Origin of the sequence: Candidatus Thiodictyon syntrophicum (assembly GCF_002813775.1) — a bacterium.
Taxonomy (GTDB): domain Bacteria; phylum Pseudomonadota; class Gammaproteobacteria; order Chromatiales; family Chromatiaceae; genus Thiodictyon; species Thiodictyon syntrophicum.
In genome coordinates, this window is the sequence record NZ_CP020372.1 from 376,875 (window position 1) to 403,743 (window position 26,869).

At 66.9% G+C, this 26,869-nt stretch carries 15 protein-coding genes and 1 CRISPR repeat array; of the genes, 14 read left to right on the plus strand and 1 reads right to left on the minus strand.

Annotated elements, in window-relative coordinates:
• Positions 1-156 precede the first annotated feature (156 nt).
• From THSYN_RS32875 to THSYN_RS32915, 9 genes are all read left to right on the plus strand, one after another.
• On the plus strand, positions 157-2,001 hold the full coding sequence (locus THSYN_RS32875) for a Cas10/Cmr2 second palm domain-containing protein (RefSeq protein WP_100923248.1): 1,845 nt from the start codon (positions 157-159) through the stop codon (positions 1,999-2,001).
• Positions 1,994-4,291, plus strand: a complete 2,298-nt coding sequence (locus tag THSYN_RS32880) for an RAMP superfamily CRISPR-associated protein (protein WP_100923249.1) — start codon at positions 1,994-1,996, stop codon at positions 4,289-4,291. Before THSYN_RS32875 ends, THSYN_RS32880 begins: the two co-directional genes overlap by 8 nt.
• Entirely contained in the window at positions 4,288-5,835 is a 1,548-nt protein-coding gene (locus THSYN_RS32885; RefSeq protein WP_100923250.1) for an RAMP superfamily CRISPR-associated protein, read from the plus strand. Before THSYN_RS32880 ends, THSYN_RS32885 begins: the two co-directional genes overlap by 4 nt.
• The gene (locus THSYN_RS32890; protein ID WP_100923251.1) at positions 5,832-6,380 is read left to right on the plus strand and encodes a hypothetical protein; all 549 of its coding nucleotides are present in this window, start codon (positions 5,832-5,834) and stop codon (positions 6,378-6,380) included. The genes THSYN_RS32885 and THSYN_RS32890 overlap by 4 nt, the downstream gene beginning before the upstream one ends.
• Positions 6,377-8,953 carry a TIGR03986 family type III CRISPR-associated RAMP protein gene (locus THSYN_RS32895; protein ID WP_100923252.1) on the plus strand — a complete coding sequence of 859 codons (2,577 nt, stop codon included), beginning with the start codon at positions 6,377-6,379 and terminating at the stop codon, positions 8,951-8,953. The genes THSYN_RS32890 and THSYN_RS32895 overlap by 4 nt, the downstream gene beginning before the upstream one ends.
• Before the next feature lie 64 nt (positions 8,954-9,017).
• Positions 9,018-10,934, plus strand: a complete 1,917-nt coding sequence (locus THSYN_RS32900) for a hypothetical protein (RefSeq protein WP_100923253.1) — start codon at positions 9,018-9,020, stop codon at positions 10,932-10,934.
• A gap of 13 nt (positions 10,935-10,947) precedes the next feature.
• Entirely contained in the window at positions 10,948-14,106 is a 3,159-nt protein-coding gene (gene cas1, locus THSYN_RS32905; protein WP_172965428.1) for a CRISPR-associated endonuclease Cas1, read from the plus strand.
• A gap of 2 nt (positions 14,107-14,108) precedes the next feature.
• Complete coding sequence (cas2, locus tag THSYN_RS32910) at positions 14,109-14,390, plus strand: CRISPR-associated endonuclease Cas2 (RefSeq protein WP_100923255.1); 282 nt, start codon at positions 14,109-14,111, stop codon at positions 14,388-14,390.
• A gap of 476 nt (positions 14,391-14,866) precedes the next feature.
• A CRISPR array of direct repeats spans positions 14,867-16,230; the repeat unit is 35 nt; unit sequence GTAGCGCTACTCCGAGCCGCAAAGGCTATTGAAAC.
• Positions 16,231-16,696: 466 nt separating this feature from the next.
• Positions 16,697-16,954, plus strand: a complete 258-nt coding sequence (locus THSYN_RS32915; RefSeq protein ID WP_100923337.1) for a type II toxin-antitoxin system Phd/YefM family antitoxin — start codon at positions 16,697-16,699, stop codon at positions 16,952-16,954.
• Positions 16,955-18,530: 1,576 nt separating this feature from the next.
• Here the strand turns inward: THSYN_RS32915 and THSYN_RS32925 are convergent.
• On the minus strand, positions 18,531-19,898 hold the full coding sequence (locus THSYN_RS32925; RefSeq protein ID WP_100923256.1) for an LssY C-terminal domain-containing protein: 1,368 nt from the start codon (positions 19,896-19,898) through the stop codon (positions 18,531-18,533).
• Positions 19,899-20,409: 511 nt separating this feature from the next.
• Here THSYN_RS32925 and THSYN_RS32930 point away from each other — a divergent pair.
• The 5 genes from THSYN_RS32930 to THSYN_RS32950 all read left to right on the plus strand — a co-directional run bounded on the left by THSYN_RS32930 (position 20,410) and on the right by THSYN_RS32950 (position 26,553).
• A complete protein-coding gene (locus THSYN_RS32930) occupies positions 20,410-21,108 on the plus strand; it encodes an N-acetylmuramoyl-L-alanine amidase (protein WP_100923257.1) in 699 nt (232 codons plus the stop codon).
• A 20-nt stretch (positions 21,109-21,128) separates the two neighbouring features.
• Positions 21,129-21,713: a GerMN domain-containing protein gene (locus tag THSYN_RS32935; RefSeq protein ID WP_157818106.1), complete on the plus strand. Its 585-nt coding sequence runs from the start codon at positions 21,129-21,131 to the stop codon at positions 21,711-21,713.
• A gap of 184 nt (positions 21,714-21,897) precedes the next feature.
• Positions 21,898-22,854 carry a SphA family protein gene (locus tag THSYN_RS32940; RefSeq protein WP_100923259.1) on the plus strand — a complete coding sequence of 319 codons (957 nt, stop codon included), beginning with the start codon at positions 21,898-21,900 and terminating at the stop codon, positions 22,852-22,854.
• 72 nt (positions 22,855-22,926) lie between these two features.
• Complete coding sequence (locus THSYN_RS32945) at positions 22,927-23,199, plus strand: metallophosphoesterase family protein (protein WP_100923260.1); 273 nt, start codon at positions 22,927-22,929, stop codon at positions 23,197-23,199.
• Between the two features lie 54 nt (positions 23,200-23,253).
• On the plus strand, positions 23,254-26,553 hold the full coding sequence (locus THSYN_RS32950; protein ID WP_100923261.1) for an SUMF1/EgtB/PvdO family nonheme iron enzyme: 3,300 nt from the start codon (positions 23,254-23,256) through the stop codon (positions 26,551-26,553).
• Positions 26,554-26,869: the final 316 nt, after the last annotated feature.

A 26,869-nucleotide genomic window follows, 5' to 3' on the forward strand; every position in this document is an offset into this window, starting at 1 on the left:
TTGCCCAGTTGACAGCGAGCCACTAAAGGCTATACACCTGAGCCGCGCCTGACCAAGTCCCTTGCGCTTCGCCGCCCGGCCGCACCGGCACCGGCGCCGACTCATCAACAACAAACGGCAGGAAGCCCAGGCTGTCTGCCGCAGGAGGCAGCTACCTTGGGCCTACCCGACGTACCCAACTGGATCGTGCGCATCGAGATCCAGCGCATCCAGACCTTCCTGTTCGCCGTCCCGCGCCTGCGGGCGATGCTCGGCGCCAATGCGCTGTTAGGGGACATGCTGCGCAGCGTCCTACCCGCACTTGTCTTGTCGAACACCTGCGCGTCCCCCTATGCGCCGCGGCGCGGCGACCCGCCCGATGGCGATCCACCAGAGGGTGATCCGCTGACCAAGGCGACGCCGCCAGGCCCCACCGGCCTGACGTCGCTGGACGACCCGACCGCCTGCTACCAGTACGGAATCCTGGCCCGTGACGGCGGACACCTCACGGTCGCCTTCGCGGACCGGGGTCAGGGTACGGCCGAGGCACGGGCCTTCATCGACGCGGCCTACGCGACACTCGCCAGGACACTCCCGGACCTGCCCGTCTCGATTCGGCTGATCGCGTGGGCCGACAAGGACAAGCCCGACGCGGGGCAGGAACAAGTGCCGAGCACCGCACAACTCGCCGAGCTCCCGCAGTTTCAGGGTTGCACGGAAAGCGGGTTCGGCGTTGCCGCGGCGGTGCGGGAAGATGACGAAACCGCGACGATGCGCTACCTCTCCCGAGCCTCGCAGGACAAGCTCGAGGCGGGTAAGTGGTTCCAAGACGATTACACCCGGTATCATGATTTCGTCAGCCTCCTGGCCGCCCAGGGCCAACTGCCTGGCGACCGCGGCAAGGAACCCAAAAACCTCAAGGACCTCAGTGACGCCGGCGGCTACCTTGCCCTGATCCATGCCGACGGCAACCGCATCGGGCAGCGCCTCAACGCCTACCGTGAGCCCTTCAAAGGGGACCCGTTGCGGTACGAGATACAGACCGAGCACTTCTTTCACCACATGCGTGTCGCCGCCCGTGCCGCGGTCGTGACGGCCCTGGACGCAGTCTTCACGCCGGTGTTGCAGCACCACAAAAGGTGCATCCCCTACCAATTGCTGATGCTTGGCGGCGACGACCTGCTGCTGCTCTGTCAGCCGCAGTACGCCCTACCCTTCACCGTCGCCTACGCCCGCGCACTCAAGCGACGGCCGGACCTGCCCGACCACAAACCGCTCAGCATCGGTGCCGGCATCGTGATTGCCAAGCACAGCCTGCCCTTTCATCGGCTCCATGCCTTGGCCGAGGGCCTCGCCTCCAGCGCCAAGCGGGCCTATCTGCGAAGGCAGCCGGACGGTACACACGTCGAACGCTCAGTGGCCGACTGGGCGGTCCTGACCACCAGTTGGGGTGACGATCCTGACAGCGCACGCCGGCACGATGATCTGGTCAGCTATCGGCTCGGCGACGGCCATACCGAAACCCTGGCACTGACCGCCAAGCCCTATTTCGTGCTCCAAGAGGACCTGGCGACCCCGGCGGACGAGATCGCCCTGGAGCAATTGGTAAGCGCCGCCGATCAGTTGGCGCCGCCTCAACCAGGGGCCGGCGCGGGATCGGCGGCGCAATCAGCCGACCGCGGTGCCGACAACGGCCAGTCACCGAGCCTCCCCCGCGGCCAGATCAAAGACCTCTTGGGCGAGCTCGGCCAAGGACGGCGCTGGGCCGAGCTGCGCTACGCGGAGCTCAGGCAACAACTCGATGACCAACACCGCCGGACGCTCGACAGTTGCATCACGCGCGACGGCGCACTATGGCAACGGGTCACTGCCACCGACCATCGGTATCTGACCCACCTGCGCGACCTGATCGAGCTGACCGAGTTGCGCTACCTAGGTCGCCGCAAGCAAGCGCTCGACAGCGCCGAGGTAATGCAACAAGCCGCCGCCGCACCGGAGCAGGAGGAACAGCCCCATGACTGATGCCACCATCCCAAAACGCCGTTTCCGTCTCGTCATCGAACTGCTGGAAGACCTGCATACCGGCTGCGGCACCGGCTCCGGGGTGGTCGATCGCGCGCTCGCCCGTGACCCGGACGGCCGCCCGATCATCCCCCGCAGTCATCTGCAGGGCATCTGGCGGGACAACGGCGAGCGGCTGCTTGCCATCAGCGAGACCAGCGACCTCGACCTGATCACGCAAGACCGCTGGCAGGCCCTGTTCGGCATGGCCGGCGGCCAGCGCGGCTGCCTCATCGCCCCGGAGCTCAAGCCGATCGCCGACCAGGGCGCCGTCTCGGACCCGCCGAGCTCCCCCGCCACGCTCGACTGGAATGCCACGGCCCGGCGCACGGGCAGCCGCGTACCCGACGATCACAGCCTGCGTCGCACTGAATACCTGCCGGCCGGCACCTGCCTGGCCGGTATCGGGTACCTGAACAGCGACGACCCGCAATTGGCGCTGGCCTTCGCCCAGGTGCGACGCATGACCGACCGCCTCGGGAGCGAGCGCACGCGCGGCAGCGGCCTGATCCGTATCGCCGATTTCCAATGGCTCGCGGCGGACGCCGGGTTCGCCCCGGCCGACCCCAACCAACCCGCGACCGGTCTGCGGCTCCTGCTGCGCGCGCTCGCCCCCCTGTGCATCCCCACCACCGGCTTCCCGGGCAACATCGTCCCCAGCGAGAGCCACATCCCGGGCCGGATGCTGTTCGGCAGCCTGGCGCGCTATGCCCTCGACCAGGGCCGGCACCCGGCCGCCCTGTTCGAACGCCGGGTGCGGATCGGCCCCGCCTATCCCCTGCCCCCGCAACACCGACCAGTGGACGCCGATGAACTGGCCGGGTTCCAGGTCCTGCCGCTGCCCTTGTGCCTCTACACCCCGAAGCCGGGCCTGGAGGATCACCGGGTCTGGCCGCACTGGGCCGGCCCGGCGCACCCGCACGCGCAGACAAGCCCAGGCTTCATCGACCAACTCGCGGACCCTGCCGAGCCCACCAGCGACGCGCCGCCCCAGGACAAGACCCGCGCAAAGCGACCAAAGCCCCAGGCCTACCTGTTCAGCGCAGACGGCGGCGAGTCCGGCTGGCACGCCTTCGATGCGACGGTCGGTCTGCGGATGCGCAACCAGCGCGGCACCTCACTCAGGGACATCAAAGAGACCGACACCGCCCTGTTCACCACGGAACAGATCCCGGCCGGCACCTGCTTTATTGCCGACCTGTCTGCCGACTCGACGAGCGACCTCAGAGAACTGCGCGACGTCCTCCCCGGCCTGTGCGGCACAGCGGGGCCGACCGGGGTACTGCGGGTCGGCCGGGGCGGCGGCCCGGTGGAGGTGATCGGCTGGTGCCTGCGTATCAGCGGCCAGACCGCCGAGCCGAGCGGCACGCACGCGCCGCTGCACCAGTGCGGTGAGGCCGAGACCGACCAACTGCGCATCACCCTGACCACCGACACCATCATCCGCGATCCGCTCAGGCTCGGCTTTCACACCCAGTTCAGCGTCGCGGCCCTCTGCGACGCCTTGGAGCCGGACCCACCGCCCGCGCAACACGCCAAGCAACGCCGCTTCAGCGACACCCAGCGCTACATCGGCTTCAATGCCGCATCCGGGCTGCCGATGGCCCCGAAGATCGCGCTCCGGCGCGGCTCGACCCTGCGCATCGATGGCCCCCTCGCCGGCCTGCTGCGCGACCGTCTCAAGGGCCGCGACGCCATCGGTGAGCGGCGCTGGGAGGGCTGCGGACGCTTCCTGCTCGACTTTGCCCCGGCGGCCGGGGATCTGGACGCCTTAGCGGCCCCGGCCCGGGACCCCGGCCACGCGGCCGGACGCGCGCGGATCGGCCGGCGCGAGGACCTGCTCGCAAGTGCCGAGCGCTATGCCGTCGAACTTGCCGCCGCCTTCGCCAACGACCCCGGCCGGTCCCGGGGTCTGACGCGCAGCCAGTGCGGCAACCTGCGCGGGGTGGTCGCAGGCCTGCCGCAGGGGGCCTCTTTCGCCGGCCTGAGCGAGGCCCTCCTTGACTACGCCAAGCGCGTCGGCAAACGCCGGGATGGCGGAACCTGGAGCAAGGTCTTCACGCCGACGCACGGCCTGATCGATGCCCTGCAACGCAGCTGCGTGAGCCCCGGGCGCGTTACGCAAGACGCCGACCTCTTCCTGCGTGAACTGCGACGGTACGCCGCAGCCGACGAGGAGGACCCCCAACCCACGGCGCCCGAGCCGGGGACCAACCCGCACGGGAGCACGTCTGAGGAGGCTGCCCAGTGACCGACGCCAAACGTTATAAGACCCTGATCCGGGCCACGCTGGTGCAGACCACCGCACTCAGTATCGGGGGTAACGATCCCCATGCCATGGCCGATGCCCCACTCGCCCGCGACGGCCAGGACCGGCTCATCCTGCGTGGCACCGGGCTGGCCGGCGCCTTCATCGCCACCGCTCGGGCCATCGTCGGTGACGAACTACCCCCCAGTGTGACCGCCGGCAGCCCCGATGAGCAAGACCGGGATCGTCGCGCGCTGCCACGGGGCACGCACCAGGACCGCCTGTTTGAATCCGTCTGGCGCTTCTACCACAGCCACCTCGAGGGGCCGCCGCCCAGGCCCGAGATCCGCACCGGGGTCGGCATCCGCCAGGACACCGGCGCCGCGGCCCATGGCACCAAGTTCGACACCGAAACCATCCCGGCCGGCACCCGTTGGCCCTTCCTCCTGGAGATCGACGAATACCGCGACACCAGCAATGGTTTGGCCTTATCCATCGCCCTGCACACCCTCGACGAATGGCAGCAGCAGCATCGCTGCTTCGTGGGGCGGGACGTCGCGCGCGGACTCGGCTGGTGCCTGCTCACGGATGTCCTGGTCTACCGGCTGCTCCCCGAGGACGTCCGGCACTGGCCGAATGCCGAAGAGGAACCACTGAAGGCCATCGAGAAGATTCCGGCCGAACGCATCCAGTCGGACGGGGGCGCCGCCCTGAAGTCCGAGTGCCCGATCACGACCAGACCCCGCTTCATCCGCTCAGGCACCGGCACCATCCACATCGGGACCGAGCGTATCGGCAGCGGCACTGACACCCCCTGGGGTCTCGACACACTCTCACTCGGCGGCGGCGAGGCCATGCTCAGGATGCAGGACGACGCACTGAACAGCGCCTTTGCGCAACTGCCGACCGGCAAGGACGGCCAGCCGCCGGAGCCCGACCTGATCCTGGCCTGGACCTGCCCGCGGGACGGCGCCGCCGGCGCCCCGCGACCATTCCTGCCCGGTTCCGGCCTGCGCGGCCCGCTGCGTCACACCCTGGCCTGGTGGGAGCGCCGCCGCGGCGACCACACCATCATCGACCCCAACACCCCGGCCGGCCTGCACAGCGCCCGGGCCAAGGACCGCGCTGCGCCGGACAGCGCCGTCGACCGCCTGTTCGGCACCGCCCGCTACAGCGCCGGGCTGCTGCTGTCCGACGCTGAACTCGAGGGCGAGGACCCGACACGCACCGGCGGCGCCTGGCTGATCGAGCAGCACGCCGAGGACGAATTCACCGCCTCCACCTGCGGTGCGCAGAAATTCAACCGCCTCGCGCTGATCAAAGGCGTCTTTCGCTTCCACTACTTTATTGAGGCGCGCAACGCGAACGAGTTGGCCGACTTCGACCGGCTGATCGACACCCTGAGGCAACTCGGCGAACAACGCCAGGTCCCCATCGGCGGCGGCCAATGGCGCGGCCACGGCTGGGTGCGCTGGGAGTGGCAGCCGGACGCGTGCCCCGACGCCGCTGCGGGCGCCGACGATCAAACCGATGGAGTGACACCATGACGACCCCCTGCGTACTCGCCCATGGCAGCCACCCCGGCGACATCCGCGACTGCATCGCCGCTCTGGACCTGCCGCAACCCCATCACTCCTGGTATGAACCCCGCCCCGGCAGCGGCCTCGACAAACCAGGCGAAACGAATGAGCGGCCCGCACCGGCCAAGCTCCATCCGCTCCTGCATCCCGGTCCGCTCAACCCGCCCGCCGGCATCGCCATCGACGAGGCCCGGCTCTTTTGGCCCTGGGGCAGCCTGTATCTCATCGACGAGGGTGATGGGGGCACGCGGTGGAGTTTTTGGGCCTTTGACGTCAACGCCGGGAGCGAACCACCCGACCCGGACGCCCGTCGCGCAATCGAGGCTACGCAGGCCCAACCAACACCTGGACTTACCCTGGACCCGGTCGACGCCTTGCTGTTGCAGGACCAACAGCGATTTTTCGGGATCAAGAACACGGCCGCTATTGAGACATTCGGCCTTAACCTGTTGCGCCGCGCCGGCGTCGTCATCGGCTGGACCTTAACGCAAACGAGGGGGCACAGATCATGACCAGCGGAAAGATCCTGTCGATGGCACTGCCGAACAAACCCGGCGTCATCAAAGACTCCAACGGCAAGCAGTACGCCTTCACAAGAGACCACGTTGCCGCCGAGCAGCAGGGTATGAAGCTGCTCCCCAATACCCAAGTGCACTTCCACCCGAGTGACAATGACGGTGTCATGTACGCGACAGAGATCCGTCCTGCGCAGGGCAACCCGGGGCCGCATCCGGCTTATGCGGGCAAGCGCCCGGCCGAAGCAACGCCCAGCAACCGTAAGGCGCCCTACACCTTCGTACCGGTTATCATTGCGAGCAATGACACCAGCCGCCCTCTGTTTCCAGCCGTCTTCCACGACGGTCAGGGAGCCGCAAAACGCCTCTCGGGCGAACTGCATTTAGAAGTGAAAGCGCTGACACCCCTGCTGGTCGGGCAGTATCGCTATCCCAAGCGACGCTCAGTACTCGACATTGATTACCCCGACGACAAGACGATTCTCGAGCCCGCCATACTGAATCTGACCGGGGCTAACCAGCTGGAGCAACCAGGCCGATCACTCAGTGCCAACGACTGGACGAAGCGGCGCGTTCTGATCCCGGGTAGCAGCATCAAGGGTGTGCTGCGCCAATCGCTCGCAGCGATCCTGAACGCACCCATGGAGCGTGTCGCCGATCATTGGTTCAGCTACCGGCCCAATCAGGAATGGCCGGAGGGCGCTTTGCGCTATTGCTGCCGCGAGGCCGTGGTCGTCGCAATCGATCCGCTTGAAATAGCCATTCTCGGCCCGGAACGTCAGGCGATTATGGTGCAGCAGGCCAGTGGCGATCAACTCCCGCTTAAACATGGCCATACGATTCCCGCCGGTACCCCGCTTTGCGATTACACCCTAAACGCCCAGAAGTACCGCCTCGAAACCCGCAAAGGTCAAACTATGCCAGGCTCCCGGCTTGATCAACTGGTTGTGGCGTACCGTGGCGGCACCGACGGTCGCGGTGAGCTTGCGCGGACATTCAGCAGCGACACCCATGCAACACCAAAGAAGACCTACAAGACGGCACTGATTCCGCTTGAGTCACTCCAGCAAGCGGCGACGAAACCCGTCCCCGATCTGGTAATCGAGCAATATCGCGAAACCGCACACGAACTCGGCGACGAAAAATACGGCCACCTGGCCGGACATCCGGGTGATTTTGGTTCAGACGAGGCGCAGACCTCGGCCACCAAGAGCAGGATACGCGAAGCCTTGAAAGACACCTCGCAGGAATTTGTCCTGAATCAGCTCATCTATGTCGAGATCGATACCGCCGACAATGACTCAATCGTCTCGCTGGGTCACAATTTCCGCTATCGCTGGCGCTATGCGGATTCAGTGCGGAAACTCCAGAATGGAACAGGGGTCGAACGCCGGACACATAAGAACCGTGCGGAGCTAAGCCCCCTGGTCGGCGAACAGGTTGCCGACAGCACCGACAGTGCCGCCGGCAAACTCAGTGGCGCACGCCTCCTGTTCGGTTACGCGATCGACAGCAGCGACGAGTCAGGTAATGAGAGGATCGGCGAGCAGAACTTTGCGCGGCTTGCCGGCCGCATCGCCATCAATCATGCCATTGAGGTCGTCACGGACGACAAGTCAACCCCCGAGCATCGCTTCGTAAGGCTTGCCGGCGCGGCGGGCGACGCCGCATGGCTATTGCCGCTCAAGATCCTTGGTCAACCCAAGCCGAGCGCGGTGGAACACTACCTCGATCAGACCGGCGTCGAGGCGATCCCCGGCGCTACCAGAACCTATGGCGACCTACCCGGAATCCCCGGCGTCAAGTCCGGCGTACCGCTGAATGGTCGTAAGTTCTACCGACACCAAGCGGTCGAGATCAATGACGGGGTTATCGCTTCCACCTCACCCTGTCTGGCCGTCGGCGATCAGGCGCGCGCGAGCGAGCAGGCGACCCTGGCCCGTTACGCGAGCCGACCGGAGACGTGCTTTCGCTTCACCCTGCGTTTTCGCGATCTGGAACCTTGGGAACTCGGTGCGGTGCTGGTCGCGCTGCAACCCGAAGTGCTGGCCGGGTTGGCGGATGGTCTCCTCGATAAGGAGACGAAGAAGATCAAGAAATGGGTCACTGAGGCATTGCAGAGGCAGCCGTCGGCAAAGCAACCGGCCTTCGCGCTCAAACTCGGCTACGCCCGCCCGCTTGGGTTCGGCAGCGTCGCTTTCAATCTGTCATCTGCACTATTGCTCGAGGCTTCACCCGACGAGGCAGCGGACGCTGGACCCCGCTTGGTAGCGATAGCTGACCTGGTCGATTGGCAAGCCCGCCAGGTGGATTCGTTTATCGCCGTCACCAAAGATAAGCGGTTGCAACTGAGGGATTGGTTGCGCGCCATTCGCTGGCAGCAGGATCAGAATGTTGCTTACCCGCTGTTGCGTCCGAAACCCGACGCCGAAGAAACCATCTACAACTATCATACGGCGATCCGCCGTGCCCACTCGGACCAGCGTCGGCGCCCCCAACCGTTAGCGGATCAGCGCAATCTCGCCTGGCCGGTGTGGCCAGACGAACAGCCATGGCAGCTCAGCGAATAGGTATGACATTTCGGTGAAACATCGCCGCTAACACCCCTCCACACACCGGCAAGGACTAATTCCCATGCGCCCGCTCGACCTGGCACTCATCATCAGCACCGGCGATCAGGACATCAAGCGCCTGCTGCCGCCAAGCACTGACACGGATAGAGATCGCTTCCGCGACAGTCTGCGCGGACGCCGACTCCACGCGTGGCTCAAGAACGGTATCGTTGGCGGAGGATCTGATTTCTTGGGCTACCGGATTGTTTTGCCAACCGACCTGGACCGGTTGCGAAAGACGGACAGGATCAGCACGGTCACACATGAACAAGGGCTCGCCATCCGCACCAGCCATGTGATGCCGCTGCCAACCTGTAACGAGCGCCTGCTCGCCTTCCTTGATCAGCTGCAGCAAGGTGAGCGATTTTCACAAAGCCACGCGATGCTCTTGGACGATCAATGCAATCTACTGCTGACTCCGGCCAAGATCGAGCGTCTGATCCCCGAGATGATGGCCGCCAGGGATGAGCGAAAGCTCAGGGTCCGGCGCATCTTGGTATTTGCGACGGACCGGATCACCCCGCGCGAGTACGAACTGCGACTCACCGCGGCGGGATCGCCCAATGTTACGGATGAGGTCAAGGAGTACGCCGGTAGCTACTTTAACAATGAGCCGTTCATGACAGGCGAGGTCCTCGCCCGGTGGCTGGCACCGCTGTTCGGACTCGACTATCTCGCGGACGGCAAGCCTTTTGACGGCCGCGACGGGGCGCGCTGGGTCAATCTGATGGCCGGTCTCTCGCATTTCGAGGGCAAGGCGGGCACCCCCGATCATCCCTTGCATCGACAACTCGCACGCCACATCGACGATGCCATTGCCGACGCCGGGCACGACTTCGGAGCCGGATGCGCCCTGGTGGCCGTGACCGGCGGCTCCAACGACACCAAGGCATGCATCGTCGCGAGCGCCGAGCTGCGCTTTCCGACCCGTCGCCGCGAATACATCGAAACCGAGGGCGGGGGCGAATTCACCATCGCCATGTTTGACAAGGAGCCCCTGTTCGTCACACCGACGACATCGATTCTCGCACGTGCACAATGTGGTCGACTGATCGCCCAGGGCGATATCTACGGGGCCTGGGGCACGGTCTCGCACCTACGGGGAAAGGGCGAAGATCAATGGCTCGAGGCGGTTGAGCGGATCGACCGTTTATTCCGCAGCGGGCGTTGTGACGAGGGACTGTTCAGCCAACCCCCGGCGGCCATCCTGCGGCCCGGCATTGCGACGCTTCTTCATCGCGCGTTTCAGGTCGAAGCGGCACTCCAAGGCGGGCGCCTTGATCGTCGCATACCCGACGCTCTCGCCGCTACCACTGCCTTTTCCGAGCACGCGCTGCACCTGATGCTCTGCCGCGCTATTCCCGCGGTCATCGACGCCATTGCCGAGGTCCGGGTCGATGACGGGGTCTATCTCGACGCGCGTGGCGCGCCGATCGGGCCTGGCGTCAACCGGCTCCTGCCCCCGCAGTTGCAGACCAACTACAAGCCCGAGCGCCTGGCCGTATTCGGAGCGCAAGCGAAAAAGGCCCGGTTATGGCTCCGGGAGCAACAGTTTAACATCGGAGGACCGGACTGGGATAAAATGGGACTTGCTATTGAGCAATTGGAGGGCTTCCTGCAACATGCCGTCGCTGGTGCGAGCCTGCGCGACCACCGTAATCAGCTAAGCCATGCCGCCCTGCGGGACGAAGGCATGGTGATCAAACTGGCAACCACGTCCTGTAACTGGAAGGGGACACCCATCGGCCCACTCTGGAACCTCGATCCTATAACTGAGGTACCGGGCGAACGCTTCCTGTCGACACCGCTGGTTACCAACGTATTCGACACCTTGGGCATCGAAAACCCGGCGGGGCTCTATGCGGACAGTCTCCGACGGGTCTACGAGGCACTCGGCAGTCGCTTGCCGGACAGGTATCCCAGCGAGGATATCAGGTAAGGGGTATCCAGCCATGAATTCCCCCTTGCCTATCCTCCCCATCCGCGGCCTCCACCTGACCTTCACCCTCACCGCCCCCACCCGCCTGCGGTTCTTCCACCAGCCGCTCGTAGGCGCGCTGGTGCGCCACCTGATGGGCGACGCGCTCGCGGACGAGGCGCGGCTGTGGCTGGAGGCGCCGGAGAGTGGTCGGGTGCCCTTTGCCCAGGGCGACAGCTACCGGATCACGCTCTGGGCCTGCCGCGGGGGCGAGACGCTGCTGGAGACCCTGGTGGAGCGCCTGCGCCGCCTGCCCGCCGGGCTCCCGGGGGCCGTCCACGGCCTGGCGCTCGGGGCCAATCTGCGCTTCGTGTCCGCGGCCGACGCACTCACCGGCGGGCGCTATGAGGGGGTCGCGCGGCTCTTGCCCTATGACGCGGCGGCCCTGGCGCGCGAACTGGACTTCTATCTCGCGCACCCGCCCACCACCCTGCGCCTGCTCGCCCCGGCGCGACTCCTGCGCCCCAAGCAGGCCGGGCGCCCGACCAAGGGCGAGGGGCGCTATGTGCATGACCGCGGCGAACTGGTCGGCGACCTGCTTGGCCAACGCATCGACGACACCCTGGGCGCCCTGCTCAGCGCCGTCGGGGCCGCCGCCCAGCCCCGCGGGGCCTCGCGCGTCCTGGTCACCGAGGACGACATCGGCTGGTTCGACACCGCCTATTACGACGCCGACGGCGATGCCAACCCCATGGGCGGGGTCATCGGCCGGGCGACGCTCGACCTGATCGACGCCGCCGCCCTGCCCGCCCTGGTGCTGGGTCAATATGTCGGCATCGGCCAGCGGCGCACCTTCGGCTGGGGCCGCTACCGGCTGGAGACCGCCACCGGCGCCGGTACCAGGCCGCCGCGGCGCCCGTCGCGCGGCGTCCTGGCACGCGCCGCCGAGCCGGCCAATGTCGAACTCGCCTACCGCAGCATCCGCGCCAACGCCGATGGCCGGGCCGCGCCGGAGCTGGACCCGCTGGACGAGGACCTGTCCGCGCTCGCCTGGTCCGAACACACGGCACCCATCGACGAACTGCTCGATGCGGTCGCCCAGGGGCTGCGCGCCGCCGCACTCGCCCCGCCCGCGCCGGGGCCCGCCGACGCCTTACCCGACGCGGCCGACCCGGCGGCGTCCGCACCGCCGCCGCACCGCGCCCAGGCCCCCGCCTATGGCCCCCGGGCCGAGCCGTTGCGCGGCTGGATCCTGCAGCGCGAGGGCAAGTCGGCGCGCCCGCTCGCCGTCCCGCCCTTCGCCGAGCGCGTCGCCCAGCGGGCCGTCCTGCAGGTCCTGCGCACCGATTTGGACCCCCTGCTCTCCGCCGCCAGCTTCGGCTACCGGCGCGGCCTCTCCCGCCGGGACGCCCGCGACCGCCTCCAGGCCCTCTACCGCCAGGGCTACGAATGGGTGTACGAGGCCGACATCGACGACTTTTTCGACAGCGTCTCCCATGCCCGGCTCGACACCCGCCTGCGCAGCCTGCTCCCCGACGACCCGGTGGTGGACCAGCTCATGGCCTGGGTCGCGGCGCCGGTGGGCTTTCGCGGCGAACAGATCGAGCGCCCCGCCGGGCTCCCCCAGGGCGCCCCCTTGAGCCCCCTGCTGGCCAATCTGCTCCTGGATGACTTCGACGCCGACCTGGAGGTCATGGGCTTTCGGCTGGTGCGCTTCGCCGACGATTTCGTCATCGCCTGCCGCTCGCGCGAGGAGGCCGAGGCCGCCGCCGCGCGGGTGCGCCAGTCACTCGCCGAGATCGATCTGAGTCTCAACGAGGACAAGAGCGGCATCACCCGCTTCGACCGCGGCTTCCGCTTCCTCGGCTACACCTTCCTGCGCGACCTGGCGGTCGACGTCGCCAAGGCCGCCCGCCAGGTGGACGCCCCGCTGCGCCTGGACGACCTGCCCCCCGCCTCCTGGCTGGCGCGGCTGGCGCACCGCGTCCCGCGCGTGCTGGACAACGCGCCCATCACCTACCTGCCGGCCGTCCCCGCCGGGAACCGCGCTCCCCCCGCGCCGGCCGCCCGCCCGGCCGCCCGCCCGGCCGCGGACCCGGGCGGCCGTCCACCACCGGACCCGGCCGCCGCCACATCCCCGGCACCCGGCGCCCAACCCGTGCAGCGGCTCGTCGCGCCCGAAGCCATGAGCGACGAACCCTGCACCCTGCTGGTCGCCACCGAGGGCAGCCTGCTGAGCACCAGCAACGGCCGGCTGCACATCGCGAGCCCCGCGGGCCAGACCCACGAGCAACCGCTGGCCGCGATCGGCGCCGTGCTGCTCATCGGCCGCCAGCGCATCACCGGCCCCACCCTCACCGCCGCGCTCGAGGCCGGGGTGCCGATCCATTTCGCCAGCCGCGGCGGGCGCTATCAGGGCGTACTCAGCAACCAATGGCCCGGACCCGAGGGCGCCGCCCTCTGGCTGCGTCAGCGCGCGTCCTTCATCAACCCCGCCTTCGCCCTCCCCCTGGCCCGCGAGGTGGTCAGCGCCCGCATCCACAACCAGGTCGAGGTCCTGCGCCAACGCGCCCGCACCGACGCCGACCTGGAGCTGGCACTGGCGTCCCTGCGCGCCCTGCCCCAGCGGGTCCCGGGGGCCGCCGGACTCATGGAACTCAACGGCATCGAGGGCCTCGCCGCCGCCCATTTCTTTCAAGGGATAGTGCGCATCCTGCCCCCCGACTTCGGCTTCACCAACCGGCGCCGCCGCCCGCCGCCGGACCCCTTCAACGCCCTGCTCTCGCTGGGCTATACCCTGATCTACCAACGCGCCGACGCCGTCCTGCGCGCCGCCGGCCTCCTGCCCAGCCAGGGCTTCTATCACCAGGGCCACGGCCGCCACGCCGCGCTGGCCTCCGATCTCATGGAGTGCTTCCGCCACCTGGTCGAACGCCAGGCGCTCAGCATGATCAATCGCGGCGAATTGAAACCCGGTGACTTCCTGCTCGACCCGCAACAGGGCTGCCGGCTCAGCCGCCCCGCCCTGCACAGCTACCTCGCCGCCCTCTCCGCCCGCCTCATCGCACCCCTGGACAACGCCGCCGACGGCAGCCGCGGCACCCTCTATGACCACCTGTGGCGCATGGCCCGCACCCTCATCGCCCAGCTCAACGGCCGCGAGGGCCAGTTCCAGGCCTTCCGCATCAAGTGACCATGTACACCTATCTGATCTGTTACGATATCGAAGACGACCGCGAGCGCACCCGCGTCGCCAAATTATTGGAACGCTATGGCGAGCGGGTACAATACTCGGTGTTCGAGGTCCATCTGGCACGCCAGGGCGAACTCGCGGCGATCAAGGAGCAATTGCGCGCCATCCTCGCCGCGGCCGACGCCGAGGTCCGCTTCTACCGCCTGACCGCCGATGCGCTGGCGGACTCGCACCGGCTGGACGGCGCGCCTTTGGGACGGCGGGACCTGGTGGTGATCCTGTGAGCGGGGGACTGGACCCGGCCCCCCGGTCGCGCTTGCACAAGGGGGCCTGGTGGCCCTGGTCATAGTTCCGGCCGGCCGGAGTCCAAGGCTTCAGCCTTGGATGGGCACGCCAAGGCTGAAGCCTTGGACTCCAACTGCGCATCGCCGGCCGCAACGATGAACGAGGCCGGCCTGGTGACGCACGACAGACCGCGCATCGCGCGCCGGCGGTCAGGCCCTCGCCGGTGATCCGGGAACCTCCCGGGCCGGCCGGCGCGGGTGTCGGCCGCCGACCGCAAGTCCAGCAGAACCAGCACACTACGGAAAGGACCTCAGGACGACTCCGGTCAGAGGTTCCCGGCTCTTTAACAATCAGCATCTTAGCGCCTGCACCCAGGCCCCGGCGGACGCCGGGACCGCCCGCCCGGCCGCGACTTCCGCAGGTTCCCGATTCCGGCTTGCAAGGCGCGGGGCGGACTGGCAAAATGAAGTCCGGAGTAGCGCTACTCCGAGCCGCAAAGGCTATTGAAACCCCAAGCACCACATTGAATACCCATGCCAGCACTCCGTAGCGCTACTCCGAGCCGCAAAGGCTATTGAAACTCCATCGGCGAAAGTAAAACCGTCTGCTGCGCCGTTGTAGCGCTACTCCGAGCCGCAAAGGCTATTGAAACCCAGGAACCATCTTTGTAGACGAAAACATAAGGTGTAGCGCTACTCCGAGCCGCAAAGGCTATTGAAACTAGGAGGGAGTGCAAAGTTACCAATTCGTAGACTTGTAGCGCTACTCCGAGCCGCAAAGGCTATTGAAACAGGGTATCCTCACCGTCCAGGAGCTGCCGAAGTTGGTAGCGCTACTCCGAGCCGCAAAGGCTATTGAAACCTTTCGCCAGGATATTGAGACTCTCCTCAAGATCGTAGCGCTACTCCGAGCCGCAAAGGCTATTGAAACAGCATCTGGAAGGACGTTATTCCGATCCCGCACCAGTAGCGCTACTCCGAGCCGCAAAGGCTATTGAAACATCAGGGCGGCGATGGTTCTCAGGACGGGGTTGCTGCGTAGCGCTACTCCGAGCCGCAAAGGCTATTGAAACAGCGAAAGGGCACTCCACGCCGACAAGGCGAAAAACGTAGCGCTACTCCGAGCCGCAAAGGCTATTGAAACTTTTCCGGATTTCCGCAGGCCTTGGCGATTACAAGGGTAGCGCTACTCCGAGCCGCAAAGGCTATTGAAACAATCGCTGTTGCGTCCGTCCACGAACGTGCGCCCCGTAGCGCTACTCCGAGCCGCAAAGGCTATTGAAACAATCTGATACTCGGAAGGATTCCCCGCTGCCGTAGCGCTACTCCGAGCCGCAAAGGCTATTGAAACTTTTCACTCATGATCGTCTCCGAACAGGTTGGGTAGTAGCGCTACTCCGAGCCGCAAAGGCTATTGAAACGAGACGTTGAACAGCTGGTTGATAACATCGGAATTGAGTAGCGCTACTCCGAGCCGCAAAGGCTATTGAAACGGACACTGTGACCACCCCGGCCGCCACCATTACGTAGCGCTACTCCGAGCCGCAAAGGCTATTGAAACCATAGCAACCTCTATAATCTCACCTAGCTTAGGGGTAGCGCTACTCCGAGCCGCAAAGGCTATTGAAACTGTCGCTCACGACACGCTTGATGTCAAAACCGAACACGTAGCGCTACTCCGAGCCGCAAAGGCTATTGAAACTTTCCGAAATTCTCCGATTGGGCAACATCAGGAAGGTAGCGCTACTCCGAGCCGCAAAGGCTATTGAAACCGTGACGGGCTCCCAGCCAAGCCGGTCCCAACAGTAGCGCTACTCCGAGCCGCAAAGGCTATTGAAACTTCATCTTGCAAACCCTTGACTCTCGAGCCGTCGGGTGCGCGGTGCGCACGGTGGCGCCGCCCGGGGCACTCACCACCGCACGCGGGCGCGACCTCTCAAGGTGCGCGCGGCGCACCCTACGCCCAATGGGCTGCACAATTGCGCCTGGTGGTACTCGGGGGCCGCGATCATCGCGCCGACACTGGGAGCGCCGCACCCCAGTGCGGCCCGGGCTATCCGTAACACGCCACGCCGCGGTCGCACGCGAGGCCGCGCCGCACTGGGGTGCGGCGCTCCCAGGGGGCGGCGCGCATCCAGGTCAGGAGGCGCGCGGCCGTGGCGACAAGCAATTCGACTGTCACCTTGCAAAGCCACACAGGGCGCATTGCCGCTCTGATTAATCGGCTATTTTTCAGCCAGGAGCTCAGCCCGCGGCGCAGCGGCGTGCTAAACTGATGAGAAGACTAGTCATTAGTGGGGATGCCCGTGCAAACTTGGCCTGTTCAGAACGCGAAGGCACGCTTGCGCAAACTCCTCGACACCTGCCTGGCGGAGGGTCCACAAATGGTAACCAGGCGCGGGGCCGAGGCGGCGGTGCTGGTGTCCATCGACGAGTGGCGGCGGCTCACGGCAGCCGCCAGGCCTTCGCTCAAGGAACTGTTGCTGCATGAGTCCGCGCGCGCCGATTTCTCCATCCCCGCGCGCGGCAATGCACGCAGGCGTTCGGTGACTGCGCTCGGTTGAACAAGGTGTTCTTGGCACTCGTTCACGGACTGGTCGTAGTGACGAGAAACGTGTCGGATTTCTTGCCTTTCGATGCGGCATTGGTGAATCCATTCAAGGGGAGTAAAGGGGTCAGTACCCTTTAAGGGAGTAAAGGGGTCAGTACCCTTTACGAGTCAACCCGTAGCGCTACTCCAAGCCGCAAAGGCTTTTGAAACGTCTTCCCGACCGCGGGGAAACCGCATATGATCGGTAGCGTTACTCCGAGCCTGACACAACGGCGGGGTTCCTTATGTCACGCCCTTTCAGGGCTGGGGTCTGTTATCCGTCATACCCAGGGCGTTGCCCTGGGCTGGTATGTCGCGCCCCTTCGGGGCTTAGCTCCAGGTTCTCGTACCCCATTCCACCTTATGTTGTATACCGACCCCAACGGGGTCGAACATACCAGCCCAGGGCAACGCCCTGGGTTAAGATTGTTTTTTCGGTCCAGCCCTGAAAGGGCGTCACACAACGGCGGGGTTCCTTATGTCAGGCCCTTTCAGGGCTGGGGTCTGTTATCCGTCATAGCCAGGGCGTTGCCCTGGGCTGGTATGTCGCGCCCCTTCGGCGCTTGAGCGGCGCAAGATTAGGCGCAACAAGGTACTAGCATGTGTATGCTATGTAGCGCTACTCCGAGCCGCAAGAGAAGACCGGGCACAGAGCAGGAAGAGCCGAAAAGAACCGGGCACAGACCCTGAGGTATCCCCACGAATCTGGACGAGGCATCAGGGGAAGAATCGGCGACAGACCGCGGTTTACCGCTCATGGGAAAAGTGCTCGCCGTTGGCACATTGCCCGGGATAATGACCGAGCCGTCGGGTTCGCCGTGCGCACCATGGCGCCGCCGGAGACACTCACCACGGCACGCGGGCGCGGCCTCTCAAGGTGCGCGCGGCGCACCCTACCCCAACGGACCGCACAATTGCGCCTGGTGGTACTCGAGGGCCGCGATCATCGCTCCGGCACTGGGAGCGCCGCACCCCAGTGCGGCCCGGCCTATCCGCAGCACGCCACGCCGCGGTCGCACGCGAGGCCGCGCCGCACTGGGGTGCGGCGCTCCCAGGGGGCGGCGCGCATGCCGTTCACCGGCGCGGCCTGGCCGGGATTTTGATCAAGGCCGGACCAGGTGTACCGCAATGCCGTCGAGTCAAGTACGCGGCTACCCGGTATGGGCTTCTCGTTCCCACGCTCCGCGTGGGAATGCCGCGCGGGCGCTCCGCGTCATCAACCGGAATCCGGATCAACCAGTGAGGATATGACCGATGGGCAGTCTACGTCAGGGCGTCTCAATTGAGCTCTTCAATGAACGGGGAGCCGAGTATCTGCCCGGCTACCTGGGCATCGAGATGCTTGAGTTGAAGTTGAACTCAAGAGCAATCACCTGGGCACCGTCAAGGAAGGCAGTATTGCCTGCCTCGCCACGGCGCAGCACTTGGGACGCACGACCCAGGTCTGGGATGCAGTGGTCACCGATGAGGCCGACGGGCGCAAGATCGCCCTGTTCCGCTGTACTCAGATGATTCTGTGGCCCAGGACCTGAGCCCCGTCGCCATACCCATCAACCCCAGGCAACAAAGCGCGGCGTCGTGCGGGCCGTCGACAGCAGGATCGCGGCCCGCTTGCCGTCGGTGAAGTACGGATCGCCCGTCAGGTTGTGCCGGGGCGCGGCGGCGGCGCAGGCGCCGGCGCCGTCGACATAGCCGGCCGCGACCACCCGTTCGGCCTGGGTCAGGTCTTCGATCAGGTAGTCGCGTGACTCATCGACATCGGGATCGATGCGATGGGTCGTGAGGTTCCAGGCCCGGCTGGTCAGGCGCACCCCGATGTCGCGGCTGATCTGCCCGACCCAGACACCCCGCCCATGAAGGCGCAGGGGCGTCAGCCACAGGCGCAGATGCAGCCGCTCGTTGATCGAGCGGCGGCTGCGCTGCAACGCCACGTCCTGGCTGCGGCCGAAGAGGTACAGCGGACTGACCGGCGAGTAGCGGTACTGGGCGCCGAGCAGGAAGGCGCGGGCGGTCTTCGCGCAGGTGGCCAGCGTCAGGGTCTCACTCTCGTCCCAGCGCGCCGCCAGCGCACTGAGCAGGGTCTCGAACTCGCCGACCACCACCAGGTTCAGGGGGTCACCGGTGCGCGTCTGCCGCCGGTTCGTGGTGGCGACCGGCAGCGCCGCCAGCCGTTCCAGCAAGGTCGGCACATCGCAATCGATGAGCGAATCAGGCGGATTGAGATCGGCGAAGTCGCGGCGCAGATAGTCGGCGTCAATGCCGGGCACCGCGAGCGCGAAGGTGAAATTGACCGCCGCGGCGGCCGTCGCCGGTGGGGCGGCAGGGGCGGGCGCCGCCTCGCGGACCGCGTGCTCCCGCACCGCGCAGGCAAGCGACTCGCCCGTCTCATGCAGGCAGACGTGGACGATCTTGGTGCCTGAATCGAGCGGCGTGAACACGAAGCCCTCCGTCGCCGCCCCGGGCGGGATCGGCCGCAGGTGGAAGGCCTGCGCGCAAAAGCACTCGTCCATCCGGCGGTTGGCCCGCCGCGCCGTGATCAGCCTGGTGGGCAGGAGCACCAACAGCGGCAGGAAGAGCCAGCCGGCGACCCCGAACGCGGACAATTGCCTGACGATCGAAAAGTGATTGAGCCCGGCGGCCTCCAGCGGTGTGAAATAGTTGGGACTGATACTGGACAGTTGCAGGCGCAACGGCACTGTGCCGCGATTCTCGACCCGCAGATACACCGGCTGAATGCCCCGTCGCGCCAGCGGCACGCCAAACACCTGCGCGCTGTCGGCCGCATCCAGGACCACCGCGGTCACCTGCGCCGAGCGGTCCGCCTGGACCTGGGCCCGCGACAGAAAGCCGCGCAGCAGCGGCAGCGGCCGATACCGCGTCGTGAACAGGCGGTGCAGCAGGGCGAGGGTCCGTGACATCACCGGCAGCTCAGGGTCGTCATGGGCGTGGGTTCGCGGTCAGGCATTGGGCGATTCTGGCCAGACGGCCGCGCCGATGCAAGCCGCTCGAGCCGACCCGCGGCGGTCGCGAGGTCCCGGGCGGGGGCTGGTCCTCCTCCCGGAGCCTCGCCCCGAGCTTCCGCCAGGGTCCCGATCATGACCTTTATCCGGCCGGGCTTGACCTGGACCAACGAACGCAGTAATTGAGCGTCGCCCGGTGACACCGGTGCGCTGCGTCACCCGGCCGGCGGGTCCTCTGCGAACAAAAAAAAGAATGTTGGGAATGACCTTGCCAAGAGGTCGACATGATCTAAACTCAGGCGTATTGCCGGGCGGTGCGCGCCGGCCAGTTGGGTGAATCGTCAGGTAACGAGTCAAGAAAAGCTAAACACGAACACAATCGTTGTCGTTGTCGGCAGTTCCTAATGGAGTTATTTAACTTACAGTAAACCGTTCCCTAACGACATTACCTCGAGTTGGAGATCACACCATGTATACCGTGAAATTCTATAAGGGCGACTACATCGACCGTCAGCGCGAGGCGAACCGCGATCAAGCGGTAGCCTATGTCGAGCACCACTTCAACAGTAGCGCATCGGCACAGGCGGATTATGCGGTCGTGGTGGTGGGGTCCAATGCCTCGCAGACCAGCCGCAATTGGGGGCGTTGGTACGCCAAGGAGGTGGCCACGCACTTTGGTACCAGGATCGGCGGAGACCAGGGCCTCCTGGTCGGCGGCTGGAATGGCCGTGGCGACGCTAACGTCAAGTACACCAGTATGCCGGCGGTGCTGCTGGAGCCGCTGTTCGCAAGCAATCCGCAACGGGCGGACATCATTCGCAGCGACAGCGGGCAGGCGGCGCTGGCCCGGCTGCTGTACGAGAGCATCCAGCGGTGCTTTCCCGCCGGCGGCCTGATCGCCTTCAGCGTCGGCCACAAGTACAAACGGAGCAGGCCGAACGACCGCGGTGCGGCGCTCGCCGGTGGTGGTTGGGAGGCGGATTACGCCGAGAAGGTATTGGAGCAGACGGCCGCGCTGCTGCAGACCTCAGCGCGTGGCGACGAGGCCGCCGTAGGCCGGAAACTGCGCGTGATGCAGGGCGACCTGGTGCTGTTCGAGACGGCCGTCGATGAGGATGTGACGCTGGTCTGGTCTTCGGAGCGCAACCTGCTGTCGATCCCGGACTGACGATGACCGCCGCGAGATCCATGGCGCGTCGGTCGTGGTACCGCGGGTGCGGCGACCGGGCCGCCGGCCCCATGTGGGCGGCGGCCCTGTCGCTGCTGATGACGTTCGCCGCGGCGGGCGCCGCGCCGGTGGACGCCAACCTGACCAGCTTCACACTGTACTTCAACAACGATGGCCTGAACACCGATGCGCGGGACTGCGCGGCGGTGTTTCCGGTCACCCGCACCGTACCCCGCACCGCGGCGGTGGCCACGACGGCGTTACGCGGCCTGTTTGCCGGTCCCACGCCGGATGAGCGCCAGGCCGGGTACTATTCGTTTTTTTCGTCCGCCACCGCCGGTCTGCTCAAGCGGGTTCGCATTGCCTCCGGCACGGCCTACGTGGACCTTAACGATCCGCGTGACCTGCTGTCCGGGGCAACCTCGAGTTGCGGAGCCGCGCAGTTGCGCACCCAACTGGACCGCACCTTGCGCCAGTTCCCAAGCGTCGAGCGGGTGCGGTACGCGATCGACGGCGACCCCCGCGCCTTTTACGAGTGGTTGAACGAGCCCTGCGCCGCGGCCAACGACCACTGTGACCCGCGGCCCTTTCACCCGCACCGCTGATTTGTCAGACGCTTTACAGCCCGCGCGCGCGATCTTTCGCTGACTTCCAAAGGCACGCCGTTTGGGGGATACTGCCGCGCCCCACCGGTTCGTCATCGGTGAGCGCCGTACTCGGTCTTTGGCCTGGTGATGGGCGCTGCCGCACGGGCACCTTCTTGCCAATCAGACTTGGGACTTGAACAACATGCCTGAATCCCTAGCCCCCGCGCGGCGGCCGGACCCCGCGACCGGATCGAGCGCCCGCGCCCTTTGCGTGGCCGCCGGACTCACCGCCGCCCTGGGCCTGGCCCCGCCCGTCGCGGCCACCGAAGGGGGCGGCGGCCATTATCCCAATGGCGCTGAGGACTTCATGGTCGGGGCGCTGCCGCCACCCGGCAACTATTTCCTCAACTATTTGAGTTGGTACAACGCCTCATCCTTCCGTGACGACAGCGGCGAGCGGCTCTTCACGGATTTCAACCTCAACGTCGTCGCCGACACGCTACGCCTGATCCATGTCAGTAAGTTCCAGATCTTGGGGGCGAACTGGGCGGCCCACCTCTTCGTGCCGCTGGTCAACGTCGAGGTGTCGCGCCGGATCGCGGCGCCCTTCGCCCGGGAGACCGACTCCCGTTTCGGCGTCGGTGACCTGATCATCGACCCCTTTATCCTCGGCTGGCACGGCAAGAACTGGCATGTGACGACCGGCCTCGACATCTATGTGCCGACCGGCGATTTCAATCAGCACAACCTGGCCAATGTCGGGCGGAATTATTGGACCTTCGAGCCCATCTTCGCCTTCACGTATTTGAGTGACGGCGGGTTGGAACTGTCCGCCAAGCTGATGTACGATTTCAATACCGAGAACCACGACACCAATTACCAATCGGGCCAGGAATTCCACCTGGACTATACGGTGGGTTATCACACCGGCCCCTGGAGCCTCGGCGTCGGCGGCTACTACTACCAGCAGACCACGGATGACGAACTCAATGGCTACAGCTTCCTGAACGGCTTCCGCGGCCAGGTCTTCGCCGTCGGTCCCCAGGTCAAATACGACTACCGCAACATGGCGTTCACGCTGAAATATCAGGCGGAGACACAGGTCGAGAACCGCCCGCAGGGCAACACCCTCTGGTTCAAGTTCCTCTATGCCTTTTGAGCCGGCCGGTGCTATCCGCCCGCCCCATTGCGTCGGATGGGGGCCAGTCAACCCCGAAGGACGGACCCGCGCGTGACCCGGCACCACCCAGGCGATCCCATCCGCATCCTGCACCTCTCGGACCTGCACTTTCGCGCCGATCGCGCCTGGGACTCGGACCCGGTGCTGCGCGACCTGGCCCGCTTCATCGCCGCCGAGGTCCGGCAAGGGCTGGTGCCGGACCTGGTGGCCGTCACCGGCGACCTGGCCTTCTCGGGCAAGGCGGACGAGTACCGCCGCGACCCGGACCAGCCGGACGACCGCCCGCACTGCACCGCCTCGGACTGGCTGACGGATGAACTGTGACCGGCGCTCGCGCCGGACCCGGCGCGGCCACTGCCGCGCGAACGGCTGCTGCTGGTGCCCGGCAATCACGACGCCGATCGCCGCCAGGTCGACCTGATCGCCCGCATGGCCCAGCAAGGGCTGCTGGCCGCCGCGGATCAGGACCAGATCGCCACCGTCCTGGCCGATCCCGGCCAAGGCGCAGTGCTGTTCAAGCGTCACGCCGCCTACCTCGCCTTCTACGGCGCCTGGTTGGGGACGGCACAAACCCTGCCCTGGTGGCAGCGCACCATCGAGATCCGCGGGCAACGGCTGCACCTCGCCGGGCTCGACTCCGCCTGGATGGCCTGCGACGACCAGGACTATGGCCGCCTCCTGCTCAGCCATTATCAGATCAACCAGACCGTCGATGTCCGCGCCGCCGCCGGTGCCGATTGGCGGATCGCCCTGCTGCACCACCCCTGGGACCATCTCGCCCCCTTCGACGGCACCGCGGCGCGCCAGGCCATCCACCTGCACCGCGACCTGGTCCTGCGCGGCCACCGCCACGAGTCCGAGGCCTTCCGGGTACTCTCGCCCGACCCGGCCCGCGCCTGTCTGGAACTGGCCGCCGGCTGCGTCTATGACGGCAGCCGCTATCCCAACGCCTTCCAATGGATCGAACTCTACGCGGACCCTCCCGTCGGAGCGGCCCCCGGCCGCGACGCCCCCAAGCGGGTAAGGGTGCACTTTCGCGCCTGGGTCCAAGGCGCCTGGCAGACCGACCGCAATCAACCGGGCTGCCCGGACGGCCACGCCGAGTTCGACCTCGACCGACCCGCCGCCGCGCCTGGCAAGCGGCCGCCGCCCCCCGCCGACCCGCGCAAATACCTGGAGGACCTCGCCACCGACACCGGCTCGATCGACATCCGCGGCCTGGTCACCGGCCGCCCCGAGGCCCACCGCTTCCCCATCGCGGAGCTTTACATCGAACTCCAGGCAACCGGCACCGGGGCCGCGGCGGCGGACCAGACCGGCGCCGACCGCACCCACCCCCGCGCCACCCTGCTGCGCGAGGCCCTGGTCAACCCGCGCCTGGTCATCGTCGGCGACCCCGGCTGCGGCAAGACCACCTTCCTGCGCTGGGTCGCCCACTGCCTGGCCGCGGACCGGCTGGGGCGCGACCCCGGGGCCGCTGCCCGCCGGCTCGGTCTCGCCCCGGGCGCGGCCGGGCCGCGCCTGCCGCTGCTGATCCCCATCGCCGACTGGCTCGACTATATCGAGCGCACCAAGGCCCAGAAGACGGGCCCGACCCTACCCAACGGCGCCGCCTGGCTCCCCGCCTATCTCAGCGCGCGTGCCGGCGACGCCAACCAGGCCCTCGGCGCGGACGACTTCCGCCGCCTGCTGGACGAGGGCCAGGCCCTGATCCTGCTCGACGGCCTGGACGAGGCCCCCGACCGGCTCCAGCGCGAGCGCGCCGTGCGGCGCATCGAACGCCTGGCCCAGGCCTGGCCACGCTGCCCCCTGGTCGTCACCAGCCGCCCGGCCGCCTACCAGGACAGGGCTGTGCTCGCCGGTTTCGCCCACACGACCATCGAGGCCCTGGACGCCGCCGCCATCGACGGCTTCCTCGCCCGCTGGGGCCGGGCACTCTTCCCCGAGCGCCCGGACCGGGCCGCCGCCCACCACCGGGAACTGGCCGCCGCGCTCGCCTCCCGCCGGGAGATCCGCCAACTCGCCCGCAACACCGTCATGCTGACCGCGCTCGCCGTCGTGCACTGGAACGACAAGCGACTGCCCGAGCAGCGCGCCGAACTCTACGAATCCATCGTCCGCTGGCTGATCGAGGCGCGCGAACAGCGCCCCGGCCGGGAGCGCTCCCAGCGCTGCCGCCAACTCCTGGCGGACTTGGCGCTCGCCATGCAGACCGACCCCAAGGGCCGCCAGGTCCAGGTCACCCGCCGCTGGGCGGCCGAGCGCATCGCACCCCGTTGCGACCGGGGCCAGGCCGGCGACACGGCCGGGGACCCCATTGAGCGCGCCGAGTCCTTCCTGGCCGCCGAGGAGATCGACAGCGGCATCCTGGTGCGCCGCGGCCACCAACTGCGCTTCTGGCACCTGACCTTCCAGGAATATCTCGCCGCCCAGGCCCTGGCCGGTCGGCCGAACGCCGAGCGTGCCGAGTTGCTGCTGGGGGCAGCGGGTGAGGACGGCGCCGCACTCTATCGGCCGGAGTGGCGCGAGACCGTCCTCCTGCTCGCCGGCGTGCTCTACCTGCAGGGCGAGGACAAGGTGGAGTGCCTGATCGCCGGCGTCCTCGACCGGCTCGGACCGACCCCCACGCTGGCCCGACAGGCGCGCGCCGCCGGTCTCCTGGGCGCCCTGGTGCGGGATCTCAGCCCCTTCGGCTACCGTCCCGCCAACCCCCGCTATGCGCGGGTCCTCGACGCCGCCCTGGCCGTCTTCGATCCCGCGCAAGCCCCGACCATCCCGCTGGCGGACCGCATCGCCGCCGCCGATGCGCTTGCACAGGCGGGCGATCCGCGGCTGGGCTGGACCCAGCCGGGGCGCTGGGTGGAACTGCCGGGCGGAAGCTTCACGATGGGTGCGCAGAACCAGGACCAGGCGGCGCCGGGCTACGACCCCGAGGCACGCGACCTTGAGTACCCGGTTCACGTCGTCAATGTCACCGCCTTCCGTATCGCCCGATTTCCGGCAGCCGTCCAGGAATTTGCCGAGTTTCTGGACGACGAGGACCACGCCGACCCCCGCTGGTGGCGGGCCGGCGGGGCGGGTCAGCATCCGGAGCCGGACGACTGGCAGTCCCAACGGGCCTACCCCAGCCGGCCGGTCGTCAATCTTTCCTGGTATCAGGCCATGGCCTTCTGCGCATGGCTGACCGTTAAGTTGGCCCGGCCCCAGGGCGCGAAGGGCACTGTGTGGCTGCCCCCGGGGCTGGTGGTTCGCCTACCGACCGAGGCGGAGTGGGAATACGCCGCCCGCGGTGAGTCCGGCCGACGCCATCCCTGGGGCGACGAGCCGCCCGACGCGCAGCGCGCCAATTACATCGACACCCGGATCGGCCACGCCATCCCGGTCGGAATCCTCACCGGCGACTGCACACCAAACGGTGTGCTGGACCTCGCCGGCAACGTCTGGGAATGGTGCCTTGACGCTTACAGCGCGGATTTCTACGGCTGGTGCCAGCGTCAAGGACCGTTGGCCGACCCCTTGGCCCGAGGCGACGGCGATTCGCCGCGCGTGCTGCGCGGTGGTGCATTCGAGTATCGGGCCAGGTACCTACGTTCAACGGACCGGGGCTGGGTCGGGCCTGTGAACCGCGACCGGTTCATCGGGTTCCGCTGCGTCCTGGCCGCGCCCCGCCAGCCTTGACCCTTTGACCCTTCGACCCTTTCTTCACAACGGACCGCGCAGCAGTCCGTTCGCGATTGACCATGGAATGACACTTTGTCAGTGTAAGTGTCACTGTCAATCACACTGACACGGGCTGTCAGCCCCGCCATGCAACTCACCCTCGAACAAGCCGCGGACCGGCTGGGCAAGCTCGTAGGGTCAATAAGGCGCGCCGCACAGCGCTGCGGACCGGGCACGGCGCTGCATCGCGCCGCATCCACCAGCGAAGGTATCGGCGGCGCTGGTGGATGCGCTGCGCGGCCTTGATCACAACTCCGGCCACCCTGCCGGGCGG

Bases quoted from the DNA above. Each gene is read 5' to 3' on its own strand.
- THSYN_RS32880 (WP_100923249.1), top strand. From the start codon at position 1,994: ATGACTGATGCCACCATCCCAAAACGCCGTTTCCGTCTCGTCATCGAA.
- THSYN_RS32935 (WP_157818106.1), top strand. From the start codon at position 21,129: ATGGCGCGTCGGTCGTGGTACCGCGGGTGCGGCGACCGGGCCGCCGGC.
- THSYN_RS32900 (WP_100923253.1), top strand. From the start codon at position 9,018: ATGCGCCCGCTCGACCTGGCACTCATCATCAGCACCGGCGATCAGGAC.
- cas1 (WP_172965428.1), top strand. From the start codon at position 10,948: ATGAATTCCCCCTTGCCTATCCTCCCCATCCGCGGCCTCCACCTGACC.
- cas2 (WP_100923255.1), top strand. From the start codon at position 14,109: ATGTACACCTATCTGATCTGTTACGATATCGAAGACGACCGCGAGCGC.
- THSYN_RS32930 (WP_100923257.1), top strand. From the start codon at position 20,410: ATGTATACCGTGAAATTCTATAAGGGCGACTACATCGACCGTCAGCGC.
- THSYN_RS32925 (WP_100923256.1), bottom strand. From the start codon at position 19,898: ATGTCACGGACCCTCGCCCTGCTGCACCGCCTGTTCACGACGCGGTAT.
- THSYN_RS32940 (WP_100923259.1), top strand. From the start codon at position 21,898: ATGCCTGAATCCCTAGCCCCCGCGCGGCGGCCGGACCCCGCGACCGGA.
- THSYN_RS32890 (WP_100923251.1), top strand. From the start codon at position 5,832: ATGACGACCCCCTGCGTACTCGCCCATGGCAGCCACCCCGGCGACATC.
- THSYN_RS32895 (WP_100923252.1), top strand. From the start codon at position 6,377: ATGACCAGCGGAAAGATCCTGTCGATGGCACTGCCGAACAAACCCGGC.